20 protein-coding genes are annotated in these 20,102 nt (G+C 44.8%); 15 read left to right on the forward strand and 5 right to left on the reverse strand.

What is annotated here, in order from left to right; all coding sequences use genetic code 11:
* Nucleotides 1-45: 45 nt before the first annotated feature.
* Both RT422_RS04810 and RT422_RS04815 read right to left on the reverse strand, forming a co-directional pair.
* Nucleotides 46-816: a hypothetical protein gene (locus RT422_RS04810; RefSeq protein WP_313421506.1), complete on the reverse strand. Its 771-nt coding sequence runs from the start codon at nt 814-816 to the stop codon at nt 46-48.
* 7 nt (nt 817-823) lie between these two features.
* Entirely contained in the window at nt 824-1,141 is a 318-nt protein-coding gene (locus RT422_RS04815; RefSeq protein ID WP_188874625.1) for a YhbY family RNA-binding protein, read from the reverse strand.
* A gap of 330 nt (nt 1,142-1,471) precedes the next feature.
* Here RT422_RS04815 and rlmE point away from each other — a divergent pair, with 330 nt between their 5' ends.
* The 6 genes from rlmE to RT422_RS04845 all read left to right on the forward strand — a co-directional run bounded on the left by rlmE (nt 1,472) and on the right by RT422_RS04845 (nt 6,972).
* Nucleotides 1,472-2,104, forward strand: coding sequence for a 23S rRNA (uridine(2552)-2'-O)-methyltransferase RlmE (gene rlmE / locus RT422_RS04820; RefSeq protein WP_313421507.1), 633 nt, complete (start codon nt 1,472-1,474; stop codon nt 2,102-2,104).
* A 243-nt stretch (nt 2,105-2,347) separates the two neighbouring features.
* Nucleotides 2,348-4,249, forward strand: coding sequence for an ATP-dependent zinc metalloprotease FtsH (ftsH, locus tag RT422_RS04825; RefSeq protein ID WP_313421508.1), 1,902 nt, complete (start codon nt 2,348-2,350; stop codon nt 4,247-4,249).
* Between the two features lie 104 nt (nt 4,250-4,353).
* Nucleotides 4,354-5,235 carry a dihydropteroate synthase gene (gene folP / locus RT422_RS04830; protein WP_313421509.1) on the forward strand — a complete coding sequence of 294 codons (882 nt, stop codon included), beginning with the start codon at nt 4,354-4,356 and terminating at the stop codon, nt 5,233-5,235.
* 47 nt (nt 5,236-5,282) lie between these two features.
* Nucleotides 5,283-5,549, forward strand: coding sequence for a succinate dehydrogenase assembly factor 2 (locus RT422_RS04835; protein ID WP_007116167.1), 267 nt, complete (start codon nt 5,283-5,285; stop codon nt 5,547-5,549).
* Between the two features lie 9 nt (nt 5,550-5,558).
* Nucleotides 5,559-6,080: a hypothetical protein gene (locus RT422_RS04840; RefSeq protein ID WP_313421510.1), complete on the forward strand. Its 522-nt coding sequence runs from the start codon at nt 5,559-5,561 to the stop codon at nt 6,078-6,080.
* Between the two features lie 169 nt (nt 6,081-6,249).
* Nucleotides 6,250-6,972: a YidB family protein gene (locus RT422_RS04845; protein ID WP_313421511.1), complete on the forward strand. Its 723-nt coding sequence runs from the start codon at nt 6,250-6,252 to the stop codon at nt 6,970-6,972.
* 135 nt (nt 6,973-7,107) lie between these two features.
* On the opposite strand, the gene aroE is transcribed toward RT422_RS04845, so the two are convergent.
* Complete coding sequence (gene aroE, locus RT422_RS04850; protein WP_313421512.1) at nt 7,108-7,926, reverse strand: shikimate dehydrogenase; 819 nt, start codon at nt 7,924-7,926, stop codon at nt 7,108-7,110.
* Nucleotides 7,927-8,180: 254 nt separating this feature from the next.
* Between aroE and RT422_RS04855 the strand changes: the two genes are divergently transcribed.
* The 4 genes from RT422_RS04855 to tmk all read left to right on the forward strand — a co-directional run bounded on the left by RT422_RS04855 (nt 8,181) and on the right by tmk (nt 11,971).
* Nucleotides 8,181-8,927, forward strand: a complete 747-nt coding sequence (locus RT422_RS04855; protein WP_313421513.1) for a hypothetical protein — start codon at nt 8,181-8,183, stop codon at nt 8,925-8,927.
* Nucleotides 8,928-8,987: 60 nt separating this feature from the next.
* Nucleotides 8,988-9,929, forward strand: coding sequence for an aminotransferase class IV (locus tag RT422_RS04860; protein ID WP_313421514.1), 942 nt, complete (start codon nt 8,988-8,990; stop codon nt 9,927-9,929).
* Between the two features lie 86 nt (nt 9,930-10,015).
* Nucleotides 10,016-11,317 carry an endolytic transglycosylase MltG gene (mltG, locus tag RT422_RS04865; protein WP_313421515.1) on the forward strand — a complete coding sequence of 434 codons (1,302 nt, stop codon included), beginning with the start codon at nt 10,016-10,018 and terminating at the stop codon, nt 11,315-11,317.
* Between the two features lie 12 nt (nt 11,318-11,329).
* Nucleotides 11,330-11,971, forward strand: a complete 642-nt coding sequence (gene tmk / locus RT422_RS04870) for a dTMP kinase (RefSeq protein ID WP_313421516.1) — start codon at nt 11,330-11,332, stop codon at nt 11,969-11,971.
* Nucleotides 11,972-12,054: 83 nt separating this feature from the next.
* Here the strand turns inward: tmk and nadB are convergent, their stop codons facing one another.
* On the reverse strand, nt 12,055-13,752 hold the full coding sequence (gene nadB, locus RT422_RS04875; RefSeq protein WP_282850348.1) for an L-aspartate oxidase: 1,698 nt from the start codon (nt 13,750-13,752) through the stop codon (nt 12,055-12,057).
* Nucleotides 13,753-14,260: 508 nt separating this feature from the next.
* Here nadB and RT422_RS04880 point away from each other — a divergent pair.
* The 5 genes from RT422_RS04880 (at nt 14,261) to RT422_RS04900 (ending at nt 18,985) form a co-directional block, all read left to right on the forward strand.
* Nucleotides 14,261-15,436, forward strand: a complete 1,176-nt coding sequence (locus RT422_RS04880; protein ID WP_313421517.1) for a metallophosphoesterase — start codon at nt 14,261-14,263, stop codon at nt 15,434-15,436.
* Between the two features lie 224 nt (nt 15,437-15,660).
* Nucleotides 15,661-16,554, forward strand: a complete 894-nt coding sequence (gene dapA / locus RT422_RS04885) for a 4-hydroxy-tetrahydrodipicolinate synthase (RefSeq protein ID WP_239741487.1) — start codon at nt 15,661-15,663, stop codon at nt 16,552-16,554.
* Complete coding sequence (locus tag RT422_RS04890; RefSeq protein WP_007116155.1) at nt 16,551-16,850, forward strand: hypothetical protein; 300 nt, start codon at nt 16,551-16,553, stop codon at nt 16,848-16,850. Before dapA ends, RT422_RS04890 begins: the two co-directional genes overlap by 4 nt.
* Nucleotides 16,851-16,984: 134 nt before the next feature.
* Nucleotides 16,985-17,713: a phosphoribosylaminoimidazolesuccinocarboxamide synthase gene (purC, locus tag RT422_RS04895; RefSeq protein WP_095356156.1), complete on the forward strand. Its 729-nt coding sequence runs from the start codon at nt 16,985-16,987 to the stop codon at nt 17,711-17,713.
* Between the two features lie 171 nt (nt 17,714-17,884).
* Nucleotides 17,885-18,985, forward strand: coding sequence for an FUSC family protein (locus tag RT422_RS04900; RefSeq protein WP_313421518.1), 1,101 nt, complete (start codon nt 17,885-17,887; stop codon nt 18,983-18,985).
* 99 nt (nt 18,986-19,084) lie between these two features.
* Here the strand turns inward: RT422_RS04900 and serB are convergent, their stop codons facing one another.
* Nucleotides 19,085-20,086 carry a phosphoserine phosphatase SerB gene (gene serB, locus RT422_RS04905; RefSeq protein ID WP_313421519.1) on the reverse strand — a complete coding sequence of 334 codons (1,002 nt, stop codon included), beginning with the start codon at nt 20,084-20,086 and terminating at the stop codon, nt 19,085-19,087.
* Between the last annotated feature and the right edge of the window lie 16 nt (nt 20,087-20,102).

Below are 20,102 nucleotides of genomic sequence, written 5' to 3' on the forward strand. Positions count from 1 at the left end.
TTTTTCGCTGTGCTATGGTTTAAAACGGTTTAAAACCATCATAATTTAGATGTTTATCCAGTGTGCCTTGTTATGAAAGTCCGCTGGGTGTGCATGCTGTATGGCCCAATAACTCATTTCATCGACGGTTGGAGCTAAGCTATTTGCTAATCCACTGTCTGGCGGTCGCTGAATCACACGCGTTGGATTTAGCGCATAATTACCATTTGCACCCACTAACTTGTCCAAGGCTGATTTGGCAAATGTCATACCGACACGAAAAGTACCAGTACTAAACGCATATTGCTGCTGTACGGCTCGTACATGGGTAAGGAGCATTGGACTTGCAGAACACCAAAACACAAGCGCAAGCTCGGTATCTTGTGTAACGGCTTGGCTAAAAAAATTGATATCCTCACCATAAGTCAGCGCTTTGATAGGCAAGCGCCGAGGGGGTAATGCATTCGGTGTCCGATAACTGTCAAAATAATAAATATTAAATTCACCATTGGTCGCCAAATTGACCTCAAGATACGGGCTATCCGCTTGGCTATCTTTGGCAATAAAACACTCAAAACAATCTGCTTGCCATAAATAATCTTGGCGCATCACGCGTTCAAGTACCAATGGGCTAAATGTCGGAAAATTTGCCCATAGACCAGCTTGTAGAGCGGTTTGACTATCATCAATCTTGGGATGGGTAGCATCAAATAAGAGCGTTAAAAATTTACTATCAGCGACCACATGTACTGAGAGCCGGTAGTCCAGTGTTGCCGATACGGTGAGTGGTTCAGCCGCGCTCGTCAGTGCGAATGTCACACCCTGTAATGCGTCCATTGTAGCCTTAGCCAAAACGTGCCAAGTTTGATAACTTAGGATTGGCGTCCAGATTGCGACGCAATAACAATACCATACGACCGATACTGGTGACCAAAATCGCATCAGTGGCTTCAGCAATCGCATTTGCCACAGCGTCACGATCTGCTTTGCTACCGGCTGGAATTTTTACTTTAATCAGCTCATGATCGGTCAGTGCGCGCCCTATTTCTTCAATGACGGTTGGGGTAACGCCTTGACCGCCAATCATTACCACAGGGTTCAGCTGGTGACCGATGCCTTTTAAATGTTTGATATCCGCATTTGATAAGCTTGAATTTGCCATAACTGTCGATTGACCTATAAAAAAATTAGCTGGCATTATACCATATTAATCATTTTGCCTAATAAATTATGGGCAATACATAGGCAAAAACACATAGGCAAAAAAACTGCCATGACTTATCAATCTGCAAAAATCACTGAATTAAAAAAATCAATAGCCAATCCATGAGTTAACACAAGCTAACTGGGTGAAATATGCTAAAATAACAGCCTTAACCCTTGAGATTGTCAAAATTTGCCGATGGTCATTCTAAGATGGCTTTGGGTTTTTTAGCCAAATCCCAAGTGAAGAATTTTTAAACTATATATAAAGGGTAGTTTGTAGAGAATTATGGCAACGCGTATTACCAACAAAAAATTGTCCAAAAGTAGCCGTGCGTGGATGAAAGAGCACATTGACGACCACTATGTCAAACTTGCCCAGCGCGATGGCTATCGGGCAAGAGCGGCTTACAAATTGCTAGAAATCAACGAAAAACTGCAGCTGATTAAAAAAGGCATGACGGTGGTCGATTTGGGTTCTGCCCCAGGCAGCTGGTCGCAAGTTGCTGGCAAACTAGTCGGTGATAATGGCAAACTCATTGCCTCAGACATATTGCCGATGGATACGCTAGAGAATGTGACCTTTATCCAAGGTGATTTTCGTGAGCAAGAAGTCTTTGACAAAATTATGGCAGAAGTCGCCGATAAAAAAGTGGAAGTGGTGCTGTCTGATATGGCGCCTAATACCTCGGGGTTTTCTGCAGTCGATCAGCCACGCATGATTTATTTGTGTGAGCTTGCCATGGACTTTGCCGAGCAAGTGCTCCCGGAAGGTGGTACCTTAGTAATTAAGGTATTCCAAGGCGAAGGCTCTGACGCCTTACGAAAAAATATGCAGCAGCGTTTTAGTAAAGTGCGCAGTATCAAGCCGGCAGCGTCACGCGCACGCTCAAAAGAAATGTATTGGATTGCTACCAAATAAGGTAATTTGCTTTAGTCTATCCGTGAAGTTGACTGGATAAAAATTGGTAATATGTTTTTACTAGAAAATAACAGAGAATTCGCTTGATAATGTTAAGGTAAATCCATATATCATGCTATATTGAAAGATTAATGTAACGTCTATTTTTGGTGAAAAATCTACCTATCTTTGGTAAACATTTTGATTTAACCCCACTTTTTAATCAACCCCCTAACGCGAAGGATGAAAAACAACGTGAGCGACATGGTAAAAAATACCTTATTGTGGTTAGTTGTGATAGGGGTATTAGTGCTAGTCTTTAGCAATTTTGATACCCGCAATGAACCTGATAAGCTCAATTACTCCCAATTTGTCACTGCAGTGGCAACTGACCAGGTCAAAAGTGTCAAAATTGACGGTGAGCAAATTTCTGGCGAAAAGAAAAACGGCTCAACCTTTGAGACAGTGCGTCCTGCAGTCACTGACACTGAGCTAATGCCAAAGCTTATCAAGCATAATGTTGAAGTTCAAGGTGCCACCCCTGAACGTCAAGGCGTGATGATGCAATTACTGATTGCAAGCTTCCCTGTGCTATTAATTATTGGCTTGTTCTTGTTCATCATGCGTAACATGAGTGGTGGTGGTGCAGGTGGTGGTCGCGGTATGGGTCCGATGAGTTTTGGTAAATCTAAAGCCAAAATGTTATCAGAAGACCAAATCAAAGTGACATTTGCAGATGTGGCAGGGTGTGATGAAGCCAAGCAAGAAGTAACAGAAATTGTCGACTTTTTACGTGACCCAGAAAAATTTACCAAACTTGGCGCGACTATTCCACGTGGTGTGTTGATGGTAGGTCCACCCGGTACTGGTAAAACCTTGCTTGCCAAAGCGATTGCAGGTGAAGCGAAAGTACCATTCTTCTCAATTTCAGGTTCTGACTTTGTTGAGATGTTTGTGGGTGTCGGTGCAAGCCGTGTGCGTGATATGTTTGAACAAGCCAAGAAAAATGCCCCTTGTATCATCTTTATTGACGAGATTGATGCTGTCGGTCGTCATCGTGGTGCGGGTATGGGCGGTGGTCATGACGAACGTGAACAAACTTTGAACCAGTTATTGGTTGAGATGGATGGTTTTGAAGGCAATGACGGGGTAATCGTGATTGCTGCAACCAACCGAGTCGATGTACTCGATAAAGCATTGTTGCGCCCAGGTCGTTTCGATCGTCAAGTACAAGTTGGCTTGCCTGATATCAAAGGCCGTGAGCAAATTCTTCGTGTACACATGAAAAAATTGCCCTCAACAATTGGCGTCGATATTCGTTCATTGGCGCGTGGTACCCCAGGTTTTAGTGGTGCACAATTAGCGAATTTGGTGAACGAGGCGGCACTATTTGCTGCACGTAACAATAAAGCGTCAGTTGATATGAACGACTTTGAAGAAGCCAAAGACAAGCTGTATATGGGTCCAGAACGTAAATCGATGGTACTGCGTGAAGAAGAGCGTCGTGCAACGGCTTATCATGAAGCAGGGCATGCCTTAGTGGCTGAAATGCTACCGGGTACCGACCCTGTGCATAAGGTTACTATTATGCCGCGTGGCTGGGCGTTAGGTGTTACTTGGCAATTGCCAGAGCATGATCAGACCAGTGTTTATAAGTCAAAAATGCTAAATGACATTGCGATTTTGTTTGGTGGTCGTATCGCTGAAGAAGCCTTTATCAATCAGCAATCGACTGGCGCGTCAAATGACTTTGAACGTGCTACCAAAATGGCACGTGCGATGGTTACCAAATACGGTATGTCAGATGCCATGGGTGTGATGGTGTACGAAGAAGATGAAAATCAAGGTTACTTTGGTGCCTCATCTCGCACTATCTCAGAAGCGACCCAGCAGAAAGTGGACGATGAAGTTCGTCGTATCCTAGAAGCGCAGTATGATATCGCACGTGCATTAATTGAAGGTAATGCGGACAAAATGCATGCTATGGTTGATGCGTTAATGAAATGGGAAACTATCGACCGTGACCAATTGCAAGACATTATGGCGGGTATCCCACCACGCGAGCCTAAAGTTTATCAAGAGCCTGTTAGAGTAAATTTTGATAAACCAAGCAATCCACCCTCAAGTGGGTCGGGCTTAACCCCACCGCCGTTACCTGCAATGTAACTTATCCATAATATGAGTTACCCAAAAACCGCTACCAACTTGATAGCGGTTTTTTTGTTTTTCACTTAAAATAGTAGAAAATTTTAGCAATCATTGCGGACATCATGCAGTTACAGCCCATTCCCAACTTTGCCATTCATTATCATAATCAAACGCTCGATTTATCTTATCCCCATATCATGGGGATCTTAAATGTCACCCCAGACTCATTTTCTGATGGCGGTCGATATAATCATATCGACCAAGGCTTGCGTCACACCGAGCAGATGATCAAAGACGGGGCGACGATTATTGATGTGGGGGGGGAATCTACTCGCCCAAACGCCAGTCCTGTGAGTGAGGAAGAAGAAATTGACCGAGTCATTAAAGTGGTTGAAGCGATTAATCATAACTTTGGTGAGCAAGTGTGGGTTTCGGTTGATACCAGTAGCCCGACTGTGATGACACTCGCCAGTCAAGTCGGCGCAAAAATTTGGAATGATGTCCGAGCCTTGACGCGCCCCGATGCCATTGCTACCGCTGCCAAGCTCGATATCCCTGTCATGCTCATGCATATGCGCGGTGAGCCAACGACCATGAATCAGCTAAATGATTATCAAGATTTATATAACGATGTTATTACCGAGTTACAGCAGCGCATTGATGAGGTTATGGCGGGTGGGGTCAGACGTGATAATCTTATCATTGACCCAGGGTTTGGCTTTGCCAAAAACGCCCAGCAAAATCTGGCATGGCTGAATGAATTTTATCGGTTGCATACGTTTAACTTACCTGTCATGGTAGCATTATCCCGTAAACGCTTTGTTGGTGAAGTCCTCAAGTTAGTCAATCTACCCCATGACCCTACCGATAGAGATGTTGGTAGTATGGTTGCAGGGCTATTTGCTGTACAGCAAGGGGCGTGTATATTGCGTACCCATAACGTAGCAGCGACTAAAGCAGGGCTTGCGATGTGGCAAGCGACCCAACAAGCAAACGCTTCATAAAAATTTAAAAATTACATCAATTTAACGCGCAACGATAAGGATTTATCATGAGTGACAACCAGCCAGAACCTACATTAGAGCAGCGCAAAGTCATCTATCGTGCCAGACGCGGTCTAAAAGAACTCGATTATTATTTTGATCCGTATGTAAGAGCGCACTATCTACAAGCCGACTCACAAGAGCAGCAAATTTTTGCAGAATTGGTGAAAGAAGAAGATCCTGATTTGCTGGATTGGTTTTTACACAATCAGCCGACCAAGCCAGAATTTGCTGATTTGATAGCCAAGCTCAAATCATTAAAAGCTTCTTCTTAATTGACTTAGATGAACGAGCGCTACTTATCGCGTCATAACACGTCATTTATTGACATTGATGCCACGCTCAAACCCAGTGTGGATAAAAAACTGCTGTGGGGGGCTTGTTTATGGGTGGTTGTTGGCATTTTGGCCCTGGTGCCTTTGGCACTTATCTACAAACTTCTGCTAGGTATGGTCGCTATAGCCAGTCTTTGGTTCGGGCAAATATCGAGTTGTCACTTATTGGCTATTTCATCGTTACACGCCAAATCGCAAACTAACAATCAAACCTCACCCTATGACAATTTTGATTTTTTAACCTGGCAAATCCAGTGGGTACGTGGGGTTATCAAAGTACCTAGACAGAGTAAACAAGCGGTGTGGCAGGCAAATTTGCTGGGCATCGCTGATATGGGGTGCCTAGTGATTTTAACGTTTGGCTTGATAGAATCAGCGCCAACTAAAATCAGTGTAACCATTTGGCAAGACCAAGTGGATCGCGATACATGGCGGCAATTTAAGGTGCTAGCGAACACGCTGGAGCGATAACAAAAATGGTATATAAGTTATATTCAATATTGCTACAATTAAATCAACCAAGTGTTGAGGCGACTGCGCATTTTAGCTTGAACTTAAGTGCAGTTGGCAATGGGCGTGCATCAGTGCATTATTATTGGTGATATACGACAATCATTGAAAAAGATAAAAGGGAATGACCATGGGTCTATTAACAAGTCTAGTAACACAAGTGGCGCAAAATGCCATTCAAAGCAAAATGGGCCAAAGCAAAATGGGCGGTCAAAGCCAAGCAGATATGGGCGGCCTAGGGAATATTTTTGGTAATGTTTTAGGCGGCGGGATGCAGCAGCCACAAATGCAGTCAAATGGTTTTGGTTTGGATGATATCATCGGTATGGCGATGAACCAAAATCAAGGTATGTCCCAAGGTGGCGTGCTTGGACAAGTGCTAGGTAGCGTGCTAGGGGGTGGCATGGGCGGTGGTCTAGGTAGTGGTATGGGCAATAACGTGGGTATGAACCAATTTCCACAAAGTCAAAGTGGCTTTGGTGGTAAGGGTATGTTAATGGCGGCTTTGTTGCCAATCGCGTTAATGTTTATTCAGCGTAATGGGGGTCTATCAGGCGCTTTTAATAAAATCCAAAATATGGGATTTGGGCATCAAGCCAACTCTTGGATGAGTGCGCATCAATCAAACCAACCGCTGGATGCTAATGATATCAATCAGCTATTTGATAATGATGAGTTGGCGCAAGTTGCGTCACAAACTGGTGTCGACCAAAGTGAAGTCCGTCAAAGTATGGCGGAGCTTTTGCCACAGTTATTTGATAGTTTGACGCCAAATGGCGATACCCAAACTGAGAGCCAGGCCAACAAAGAAATCAGTGATATTTTATCGCAATTAGGCAATGCGAATCGCTAAATTAGTATGACTAAAAAAAGCTAGTGACAAACTGGCTTTTTTTATTGGGTTTTCCTGCGCTCTCTTGGGCAAATTTTGGTTTTGTCTATTTTATCTAAAGCGTAGGCGAGTGCGTAGTGCTTTTTTATGAGAAAGCTAAAACTGAAAATTCGTCAAATCGACTTGTTTACCCGTCCAAAGCGCAAAACTTAATGCCCCTTGATTGACCAGCATTCCCAAGCCATCCGAGGTTTTGGCATGTTTCGCTTTAAAAAAGTCCAAAAACGCGGATGGTTTGCCATACATCATGTCATAGGCAAAATCGACCGTCATATCCTTAGCGAACGGCAAGGTGTCACCGCTTAGACCTATCGACGTTGCATTAATAATCACCTCAATATCATTGGGTAAATCCGTCAAATTTGAAAAGGTGAGCTTATCGGTATCAAATAATCGGGTTAAATTCTCCGCTTTTTCTACTGTGCGATTGGCAATATGTAGCGATTTTACTTGGGCATCTAGCAACGGCAAAATCGCGCCACGAGTCGCCCCACCTGCCCCCAAAATAGCAACGTTTGCGTCTTTTAACCTGACGCCTTGCGATAATAAATCCGCCACCAAACCGCGACCATCGGTATTGTCGCCATACAGTTTGCCCGCTTTGATGGCAAGGGTATTGACTGCACCCGCCAAGCGCGCGTATTCAGATAGTTGACCCCGCTGCTGGCACAGCGCAAATGCCATCTCTTTAAAAGGTACGGTCACATTTGCCCCTGTGCCACCGCCGGCAAAAAATGCTTCGATGACAGCGGTAAAGCTGTCGACATCGTTGGGACAATATTGGCGTTGGTAAGACAAGGTGATGCCAGTTTGTTTGGCAAAGGCTTGGTGCAAATCAGGCGATTTGCTATGGGCAATCGGATTGCCGATTACCATGCAATGATAACGGACGTTTGAATCAGGAACTGATGACATGGGAAAACCTATAATACGATGAGTAAAATTACCAATTCCCCTCACTTTACAATAACTGTGGCTGCTATATCAATGCTGGGTTTTGATTGGATGGGTTTTAATTGGCTAGGTTATGATTGGGTGGGTGTAAAGCTTAGCATTTCATCAACGTGGCTAAAAATAACAACAAAAGCGTACTGTTAACTGCTGTCAATGCCTTGTTACAATGCGCTATTCACACCAACCCGTTATACAATATACGTTTACAAAACACAATGAAGCTAATTGCCCGCAAACCGCTTTTTTTATCGCGTCGAAACCGCTCAGCACATCCGATAGACGCTACCCAAAAAGGCGCTACCCAAAATAAACCCACTTGGCTAAACCATCTTGGCTGGGGATGGCTTATCTTAGCATTTACCTTAACTGGCTGTGATAAGGTCAAACAAATCACCTCACAACGCAGTGCCAGTGTGACCGCTAGCACTACCGCATCGACCACAGCCGCCAATCCGTCTATCAACCCTACCTCGCAGCCAACGCCTGTGGTTTATCCCATCAATGAGTGGCAGCAACAAACGCTGGCAAACAAAGTCAGTATCCACAATACCGAAGCCATGACGTTATTATTGGGTCAACCCATTACCATTGATAAGCAAAGCTTGGATTACCGAAGCAATGTGGCAACTAAATATAGTTTTGCCAAAATCGGTGAGCCGTATTTTGATTTGCTTGATTCACCTATGTATATCGAGTTACAGTGGTATTATGCCAGTGCCTATGACAATGCCAGCGTTAAAAACCTCAGTATCCAGCATGCCAAAACCGCGTTTCACCTGACCCAAAATTGGTTTGGGCAAGATGGCTCGGACGTTGTTGCCCACATGTTGCAAGGACAGCCGATTAAAAATACGAGCTACCATGGAATTTTGGTAGAATTAGCACGCTGTGACAATTATCATTGTGATTTGGTGGTCAGAAAACCGACTGTCACCGCCAAAACCGCTAAAAAAAGCGGTTGATTGATGCGGCTTTCACTGTCAGACAGTCAACTATCAATTTAATCAAGTAGCCAAATAACCATGTGGTATTCATTATCTGATGCTCAGTATGCCAAGCAAACGCCAATCACCGCTATCGATATTGACTCACGGGTCATAGCATATGGCGATGGGTTTTTTACCACCATGGCGGTGGTTGCAGGACAAATCAATTGGCTCAGTTACCACTTAGATAGAATCGACGAGAGTGCCCAGGCGTTAAAACTCGATTTAACCAACGCTGACCTAGACGCAGCCAATTTAGACTCCTTCAATTTATACGCCGCCAATTTAGAATCCCCCAATCACACTATCCGCGCATACTTTAATAGCCAGTTAGCCAATTTTGCTAAAACCCTCAATCACGGTATGCTCAAGCTGATAGTCTGCCGAAAAAACCAACCTATCAAAGGCTATGGATTTTGCAACTCTGAATTTGACGCTTTTATTAAGCTCATGCCCACCGATAAGCCATTAGCACAGCAAGCCAATCAAGTCATCATCCAACCTGCCGCTACCGCCATTTGTCTTACGCAGCAAATTGCTTGTTTACCCAAACCCTTGGTAGGACTTAAGCTACTAAACGCCCAAGATAAAGTGATGGCAAGTCACGAGCTGTGGCAGCATCAAACTCAAGATGCGCAAATGATTGATGGGCTGGTGCAAGATGTGATGGGGGATTGGGTAGAAGGTACCTTTTGCAATGTGTTTTATCAGCTTAATCATGAAAACGTGTGGTACACACCGCCTATCAACCGCTCAGGGGTAAAAGGGGTGATGCGGCAGGTGTTATTGGCTAAGTTTGCCGACTCCGATAGGGTGCATGAGGAGCGGTATTTAGCCAGCGAGGATTTAGCCAATATCACAAGCTTGTTCTTTTGCAATGCCGTACGGGGGATTTTGCCCATTCAAGCATTGATGCTACCCAATGGGCAGTCAACAGCGCTTGATTTGGCCCCAATCTATACGCAAAAATTAACTTAAATCGTGTTGCTGGTAACCAAAAAAAATTGCTATTTTTGTCATTAATTGTTAAATTCTCGCTAATTGAGTCAATATAAGCTTTCTCTATGAACGACCAATCTAATAATAATATGTCTAATAACTCAGAAGGTTCTGAGCATCATCCTACTCAGCACAGTGACGCACCTCACGCAGTGGATATTCCAGATTCTCAATTGCAGGACAATCATAGCAAAGATAAGGATATCAAGGATAAGGATGACGAAGACCCTCATAGCAAAAACGTCAATATTAACGATGCTTGTCTGATTAATCGTTCAACGCGAGAATTCAATGACAACATCACCGGTAGAAACAAAAAAAATAAATACCGTCTACTGGGGCTAGTGGGGTTTATTGTATTGGTGCTAGGCTGGTTGTTATTTGCTTGGTATAACACCTTATATGGCACTATCACCCAGCCTAAGCAGATGGTGACCATCAATAAAGGTCAAACCTACTATGCGCTGGTAGACGACTGGGATAAAAAGAAAAAGCTGTTCGTCGCGCCACTCGCCAAACTATATATCAAAATGACGGTGGATAAACCGCTCCATTCAGGGGTCTATCAACTGCCTGAAAATCCAAGTTTTGCCAATTATTTAGCCATGCTACAACAAGGTGAAAAAGTCGCTTTTATCAAAGTGCAAATCATTGAAGGCAAAACAGCCAAAGATTTATATCAACATTTGATGGACAATAAAGGGATTAAAAACGAAGTTATCCATGGTAGCAAAGTTGACGTCGATAAACTTGGGCTCAATATCCCTGCTGACTACCATCCGAATGGCAACCTTGAAGGTTGGTTTTCACCGGACACCTATTATTTTAATGAAGGCAGCAGCGATAAAAAAGTGCTAACGGATTTATTTACCCGTCAACACACAGCATTGATGGAAAACTGGAACAATCGCCAAGCCAATCTCCCGTACAAGACACCATATGAAGCGCTGATTATGGCATCGATTATTGAAAAAGAAACCAGTGTCGAAAGTGAGCGGGGTGAAGTGGCAGGCGTGTTCGTCAATCGTCTGAAGAATAATATGCGCCTACAAACCGACCCCACCGTGATTTATGGCATGGGCGATCGTTACGATGGCAATATTCGCAAATCTGACCTTGAAGAAAAAACCGCTTACAACACCTATCAGATTGACGGCTTACCACCGACACCGATTGCCTTGCCAAGTATTGCATCCATTAAAGCGGCACTCCACCCAAATCAAACCGATTCGCTATATTTTGTGGCAACGGGCAATGGCGGTCATAAATTTACCAGTAATTTAGAAGACCATAACCAAGCGGTGCAAGATTATCTGCGGGTGATGCGTGAAAAACGCGCCAGCCAAAACAGCCAATTAGGTCAGTAAAAAACGATACCCATGCAAACAGCTGCGAAAGCCCCCATTAGCCAAAAATTTATCTCATTTGAAGGTACCGAAGGGGTGGGTAAGTCCACCTTGATTGCCAATCTGGCAGCGTATTTGACCGCGCAAGGCATCGATTTTATCCAGACCCGTGAACCGGGCGGCAGTCCGTTTGCTGAGCAGTTACGCGCCATGTTACTTGACCCTGCAACGACTATGACAGAGGACAGTGAACTCTTATTGATGTTTGCGGCACGTGCCGATCATGTGGCGCAAGTGATTTTGCCAGCGCTCGCTCAGGGTCAATGGGTGCTGTGCGACCGCTTTACCGATTCCACCATTGCCTATCAAGGGTTTGGGCGCAAACAGGGCGATAGGGCAGAACTTAGCAAAATTGAATTACTGATTCAGCAGTTTGTGGCAAAAATGCCAGATATGACCATTTGGCTAGATTTACCGGTGACAGAAGGGATGAGCCGTGCCAAAAATCGCGGCAAACTAGACCGCTTTGAGCAAAATCAGCTAGCGTTTTTTGAGCGGGTGCATCAAGGGTTTGCTTATCAAGCAGCGCAGCAACCGCAGCGCGTCAAACGCATTGATGCGCAGGGTACAGCCGATGAAGTGTTGGCAAAAGTGCTAACGCAGCTGGGTATTTAATGTCGTTATTTAGTGCTATCAAGCTTTTAGAATTATTATAAAAAAAGGGGATGATAAACTTCCCCTTTTTTATTTAACCCATACTATGGCATAGATGGCGTTAGAATCACATCTGCCGCGACTGGCAAAGTTTGTGGAAAGTCTTTGTTGTAATGCAGTCCGCGCGATTCGTGGCGACGTAGCGCCGAGCGCACAATCAGCTCAGAGACTAGCAGCAAATTACGCAATTCAATCAGATTTTTACTGACCACAAAGTTGGCGTAGTAATCATTTACCTCTTGTTTTAACAACAAAATGCGGTTGAGTGCGCGATGTAGGCGTTTGTCTGAGCGCACAATACCAACGTAGTGCCACATGCTTTGGCGCAATTCATCCCAGTTTTGTAGTAGGATGACTTCTTCGTCAGGGTCGGTTACATGTTGGCTGTCCCAATCAGGAATAGCAGGAATGGGGGGGACGCGATTTTCTGCAAATGCGGCGGCAATATGGCGCGCTGCAGTCATCCCATACACAAAACATTCTAATAGCGAGTTGCTCGCCATGCGATTGGCGCCATGCAGACCCGTAAATGACGTTTCGCCCATGGCATATAAATTGAACACATCGGTTTGGGCGTTTTCATTGACCATCACCCCGCCACAGGTGTAGTGAGCGGCGGGTACTACGGGGATTTTATCTTGGGTCATGTCAATGCCCAGCTCTAGTAGCCGCTCATATAACATAGGGAAATGACCTTTAATAAACGCTGGGTCTCTATGAGTAATATCTAACCAAACATGACGTATTCCCAAACGCTTCATCTCAAAATCGATGGTGCGAGCCACGATATCACGCGGTGCCAGCTCACCCCGTTCATCGAAGCGAAGCATAAAGCGCTCACCTTCTGGGTGTTCTTTGGTTGCTGGCAGGCGTAGGTAGGCACCTTCACCGCGCATGGCTTCGGTGATTAAAAACGAACGCGCTTCTGGATGATAGAGACAAGTAGGATGGAACTGATTAAATTCCAAATTCGCAACGCGGCAACCTGCGCGCCATGCCATCGCGATACCATCCCCCGTGGCAATATCTGGGTTGGATGTATACAAATACGCTTTTGAAGCACCACCGCATGCCAAGGCGATAAAGGGTGCGGTAAAGGTAATGACTTGATTGGTGGCCAAATCAAGGGCGTACAGCCCCACAGCACGATTGGGCTCGCTAATCGGACTGTAGTTATGTTTGCTAAGCTTATTGGTAGTGATGACATCAATGGCAGCGACATACTCAAACAGTTTGACATTCGGACATTGTTTGACACGTTTGACTAACGTGGTAGAAATGGCCACCCCAGTGGCATCTGCCGCATGGATGATACGACGTTTGGTATGACCACCTTCACGGGTCAGGTGCAAGGTTTCGTTTTCATCCAAGGTAAACTTGACACCTTGTTTGAGCAAAAACTCCACAGCTTCTCGGCTATGCTCTACCGTAAAACGTACCGCATCTTCATGGCAAAGACCTGCCCCTGCAATCAAGGTATCATCGACATGCTCATCAACCGAGTCATCATCCGATAGTACCGCTGCCACGCCGCCTTGGGCATAAAAAGTGCTGGCTTCAGTGAGCTTGTCTTTTGCCAAAACCGCAATCGATAGATGGCTTGGTAAGGATAAAGCTAACGATAAACCTGCACCGCCACTGCCAACAATCACCACATCAAATGCGTGGCGATGGTTAGCCTGTGCTTGCGGCTTTGTAGTTTCTTCGATATAGGAGTTTGACACATTAACGCTTGCTGTCATAAGGCTGACGTCCTTCAAATTAATGAGTTAAAGAGCCAAAAAAATCTAAACCAGCGCTGAGCAAATTGGGTCAGCGTGCTACATTTAAAAGGCTGTGTTTAAAAGGCTATTTTAAAAGCTATGGTTAAAAGGCTAGGTTTAAAAAGCCATGGGAAAATAAGCTATCATATCAGCTTTTATAAATGATGGCGGATTTTTTCTATGGTTTGTTTTTTAAGTAGCTAGCCCATCTAAATCGCCAATGGTTAAGGCTAAACAGGGTGCGACGTATGCAAACGCGCTCGTCTTTGTTTTGCCGTCGCTACCAGACAACAGGGTCAAAATGCAAAGTCAGGCATTTTTAGATGAGTTAAATACAAAAAACTCGCCTAGCTGTTCATTCATTTTTTGCGATATGATGACAGTTTAAATTGTCATATTCATCATTGCCATTTATAATGGGCGCTTTTTTTATACGCATTTTTCATGCAAATTATTGATTATTCAGTAAATTTAGGTAACGCTTTATATGGGTAGTAGCATGATTGGCAGTTGGCTAGGTCATCTTGGAGCGCTCATTGCCGTTTTGGTAATCCTATGGTCGTGCCTAAAAACCGTGCAACTCAAAGCGCGAACGGATAACCTGCAAATCCTGCTACAACTGGTCAGTTTCTACGCGCGCTATTGGTTTGTTTGGTTGTTAGTGTGGGCAAACGTGCAACTGCTGTATGACAACCAAATCATTTACTGGCTGCTTACCGCGTTATCGCTGTTGTATATCTATATGAGCTGGGTTGAGCCCAATCGGCTGCGCGTTTCGCATTTTTCAATCAATTTGACCACATCTGCGAGCTATCAGCCCGCGACCGATATTTCATTGGCTGCGCCATCGTCACAACCTATCAAACGACAACTTATCAAAAGACAAGCTGCAAAAATTGCGGTGCTGAGTGATATCCACATTGGTATATTTTCTAACCCGCATCAGTTAGCGCGTTTGGTGAAATGCCTTAATCGCTTGGATGTTGATGCGGTGCTGATTTTGGGTGATTGGTTATATCAAGCGACAACTTTGGATGCCCATCTAAGCCCATTTAAAACGCTGAACAAGCCTTGCTATACCGTCCTTAGCGATGCCGATACCCAGCAGGTTGTCGATGATGCACAAAATAGCGAACCTGCTAGCAATATGCAATTAAGGAACATTTTGCCAACCTTCGGTATTCAATTATTGCCTGAGCAAGGCTTGCGCATTGCCGGGATAAAAATCATAGGTATTCATAATGGCAGTACAATGGATTTACCGCGCGTGATTGAACAGCAGCGCAGCGCGGGGCAGCCATTAGTCATTGCCACTCATGATATCAAGCAGTTAGAAGCCAATCCGCGAACCTTAAGCGACGCCAACAATGATACTTTGGTGATTGCGGGGCAAACCCACGGTGGGCAGGTCAATATACCTGTATTGACACCGCTGATGGTCAGAGCATTGACAGGCAATAAACTAGCAGCAGGGTTACGCACACCAGATACAGCCAAACAATCCGACTATCATCCCAAAGCATTCAATGAGGATGACAAACCCAGCAAACGCTACCAAGTATGGGTGAATACCGGGATTGGCGTGACAGGGTTGCCGTTTCGGTTTAACTGCCCGCCTACCATTGATGTGCTAACCATCCAGGTTCAAACGGTTGATGCTTAACCCATACCATTCGCCACTGTAAGCCAGCGACTATAAACAGTTGTTGGTTTATTATCTGGTTGAGTGGGGTCTATAACCTGATTGGCTACAGCGGTGGAGAAACTTGCATTTGCTATCAAAGCGCTTAAACTTCGCCCCAAATGTATGCTACACTAGACAAAAATTTTCAAAAAATTGTCGCAGCTGTTACATATTCTACTTAAGGTTTTGTCCAAGGTATTGTTATGACCCCCATTTTAGATAAACTACAAGGCTCTATGGTCGCGTTGATTACACCTATGCATAGCAATGGTGACGTCGATTGGCAATCATTGGCAAATCTCATTGATTGGCAAATCGAGCAAGGTACGGACGTACTGGTGTCGGTTGGTACGACGGGTGAATCCGCAACCTTATCCATGCAAGAGCATGTGGATGTCATTGAATTTACCATGAAGCAAGTGGGTGGTCGTATTCCCGTCATCGCGGGTACCGGCGCTAACAATACAGTTGAAGCCATTGAGCTGACCCAGCACGCCAAACAGGCGGGCGCTGATGCCGTGCTGTTGGTTGTCCCCTACTACAACAAACCGACCCAAGAAGGGCTATACTTACACTATAAAGCCATTGCTGAAGCCGTGGACATTCCCCAAGTGCTGTACAACGTACCCGGGCGCACTGTTGTTGATATGCAGCAAGCCACTGTCGAGCGCTTAGCGGACATCGAAAATATCATCGCGATTAAAGATGCGACGGGTGACGTGGCGCGTGGTGCCAAACTGATTGAAGCAGTAAAAGGTCGCATGATTGTATTGTCAGGGGATGATGAAAGCGCGTTAGCACTGATGCGTCATGGGGCAAAAGGCAATATCTCAGTGACCGCCAATGTCGCACCAAAAATCATGAGCCAAATTTTTGGCTTGGCACTCAAAGGTGAGTTTGAACAAGCCGAAGCATTAAACCAAAAAATAGCCCATTTACACCAAGATTTATTTATCGAGTCAAGTCCAATTCCTGCAAAATATGCGTTACACAAAATGGGTCATATTGAGCAAGGTATCCGTTTACCATTAACTTGGCTTACCCCAGAACACCAACAAGTGATGGATGAAGCACTTGCCAAAGCAGGTTTACTATGAAAAAAACACGCAGCACCAACCGCAATCGATTCAACGCCCAGCTAGCCCTAGCGATTATTGCCTCTGCTAGCATTGCTATGACAGGCTGTACTACTTTTAAACGTAAAGTTGGCGACAATTCTTTGGACTATACAAAGACCAAAAAACTTGAACCCATCCAATTACCGGCAGATGCACAAACGCTACCTTTTACGCCAGTTTATGCAGTGCCGCAATCGGGTGAAAATACGTTAAAAATCACAAAAGAAGGCAGTAAGCGTTTTGAGCTACCGCGTCCAATTAGTACCGTAAAATAAAGAGTGGCTGATAGCATCTATGATAGTTGGCAGCTTGTGTTGCTAACCGCGTATCAGCCAATCAATGCAACTGTCATAAATTAGCTACTCTGAGCCAACCTTAGCCAATCTTAAACAGCCATTTGGGAATTACCATGCAAAAACTCGATTTACTTTATAAAGGCAAAGCAAAATCCGTCTTCGAAACTGACAATCCAGATTATCTGATTTTAGAATTTCGTGATGATACCTCTGCGTTCAACGGCGAGCGTATCGAACAGTTAGCGCGTAAAGGCAAAGTCAATAACCGCTTTAATGCCTTTATCATGCAAAAACTCAGCGAAGCAGGCATCGAAACCCATTTTGAACAGCAATTATCGGATGAAGAGGTGCTGGTCAAACGCCTAACAATGATTCCTGTCGAGTGTGTGGTGCGTAACTATGCGGCAGGCAGCCTAGTACGTCGCTTAGGCTTACAAGAAGGTCAACCCTTAAACCCACCTACCTTTGAATTATTCTATAAAGATGACGGTCTGGGCGACCCGATGGTAAATGATTCGTTAGCGGTATCACTCGGCTGGGCAACGCAAGCTCAACTGGATGAAATGAAAGCCTTAACCTTTAAAGTCAATGACGTGTTATCAAAAATGTTTGATGACGGTGGTTTGATGTTGGTGGATTTCAAACTAGAATTTGGGGTATTCAAAGACCGTATCGTACTGGGCGATGAGTTCTCGCCAGATGGTTGCCGCGTTTGGGACAAACAAACCAAGAAAAAACTGGATAAAGACCGTTTCCGTCAAAGCCTAGGTGATGTGGTCGAAGGTTATGAAGAAGTTGCCCAGCGTATTGGCGTGTCTTTGGTTGATGAGTCAGGTCGATAAATCGGACGCATTCATCAAGCTAGCTAATCGCTACAGCGAATCTAATTAAGTCCAATTAAATTTGGATGACATGTGAAATAGATAAACATCTAAAACTGGGGCTTGCTCCAGTTTTGTGTTTTTAGCAGGTTATTTAAGTTTAAATTTAAGTTTAAATTTTTAGCCCTCAATATGATTAACAAAAGAGTCTTTCATTTGGACAACATTATCACTCACCAATATATCAAGCACCCGCTCACCACCTTGACCCAATTCAATCGCAATCCTAGACCTTGGCATATGCCGTTGTTTGTGGCATTTGCGATTAGTTTTCCAGTGATGATAGGCGCGTATCTGAGTGATTTGCGCATGGGGCTACTCGCGTCACTCGGTGCGATGGTGATTTTAAACTTACCCTATACTGGGTCGTTATTGTCTCGCATGACCACGGTATTGGCGTGTAGTTTTGGGATGGTCGCGTGTTTTGCCGTTGGCTTGGTCGCCCACAACGTGCCCATTCTGACGATTCCCTTGATGTTTTTTGTGACCTTTTGGTGTACGCTGTTTAGCCGTTATTATAAGTTACCACCGCCTGCTGGGCTGTTTATCATCATGGCTTCAGCGATTGCGCTGTTTATGCCTGCACCGGTGTCACAAATCCCACAGCTGATTGGCGTGGTGGCATTGGGCGCGTTGTTTGCGGGGATGGTGGCGTGTTTTTATGCGTTACTGCTAATTTATAACAAGCCTGTCTTACCGGTAAACACACCGATGCCCGTGCGGGAGATTTTGGGTGATACTTTTATTGTATCGTCGTTTATTGCTTTATCATTGCTGCTCGCGCTGTGGCTAGAGATGCCCAAGCCCTATTGGGTGCCGATGAGCTGCTATGTCATCATGCAAGGGATGAATTTTCAAAGCATATGGATCAAGCAGATACATCGTATTGTGGGTACAGCGATTGGTATGCTGCTAGCTTGGCTATTGCTATCGGTGCATTTGAGCGATATGGGTGTGGCGCTAGGCATTTTTGGCATGATGTTTTGCATTGAGACTTTTGTGGTACGCCATTACGGGGTGGCGGTTATTTTTATCACCCCACTGACCATCTTTTTGGCAGAGTACAGCGCGGTACAGCCTACCGCAATCAGTGAGATTATCGTCATGCGGTTTTGGGACACCGTGCTCGGCTGTCTCATGGGTGTGCTAGGCGGTATTGTCATTTTATCACCGATAGTGAGGCAAAAATTACAAGTCATCGTCGATAAAATCGTGGCGAAATTGCCAATTTAGCTTTTTTATCCAAAAAAACAAAAAAGCCACTCGATAATCTGGGTGGCTTTTTTATAATCTTTAAAACTCATCTTTAACACTAATGCTTAAAACTAACCGCTAACATGAACCGCTCAATCCCAAGACAGTCATCACCCCATCGAGTCCTGCGACTGTTACCGCATAATCTGCTTGGGCGCGCACAATCGGTTTGGCGCGATAGGCAATACCGATATCAGCTAGTCCTAGCATTGGCAAGTCATTAGCGCCATCGCCGACAGCAACAGTCTCTGACAGCTTAATGCCTAGACGCTGTGCTACGGCTTGCAAAATTTCGGCTTTACGCTTGCCATCTACAATCGCTGAGGTGATTTCACCTGTCACTAGATTATCGACGATATCTAGGTCATTGGCATAACTCTCATCCATCCCTAAGCTGTTTTTCACGTATTCGGCAAAATAGTTAAAGCCACCTGAGACCAATACCACATAGTAACCATGATTTTTTAGTGCGCTAATCAAGCGTTTTGCCCCTGGGCTAAAGGTAATGTGATTGGCAATAATATCTTCGAGCACCTCACTTGATAACCCTTTAAGCAAAGCCACACGGCGAGTAAAGCTTTCGGCAAAATCAATTTCCCCGCGCATGGCAGATTCGGTGATCGTATCGACTTGCTCACCAATCCCGGCTTTTTTTGCCAATTCCACAATCACTTCTTGCTCAATCAAGGTCGAATCCATATCAAACAACGCCAGTTTATGCGGGCGCACCAATGTCGCAAGGGGCATGACATTGACATCTACATGATAGAGGTTGTTGGCGGCGATTTGTTTGATCCGTTGCGGTAAGTCGCTGATATCGCTATCTAATTCTAGCGTCACAATCCAGCGAATCGTTGTCACAGGGCTGGTTTGCTCAGCTTGGGCGCGTGTGTCATTGGCTTGCCAATCAAGCTCATTGACTAAGGTGTCTTGATGTAAGAGGCGAATGGCAGGATGAAGGCTTGCAAGGGTTTGGCTAATTTGGCTCAATAGCCCCAATTCAAACTTGGCGGCGCTTAGGGTAATCGCGTAACTATGGGGAAAATGCTGATTAAGTTGATACAAAAAATTTGTCGTCATGGTAGTTTACCCCTTG

The sequence above is a fragment of the Moraxella sp. CTOTU49803 genome (assembly GCF_032097965.1).
GTDB lineage: Bacteria > Pseudomonadota > Gammaproteobacteria > Pseudomonadales > Moraxellaceae > Faucicola > Faucicola tetraodonis.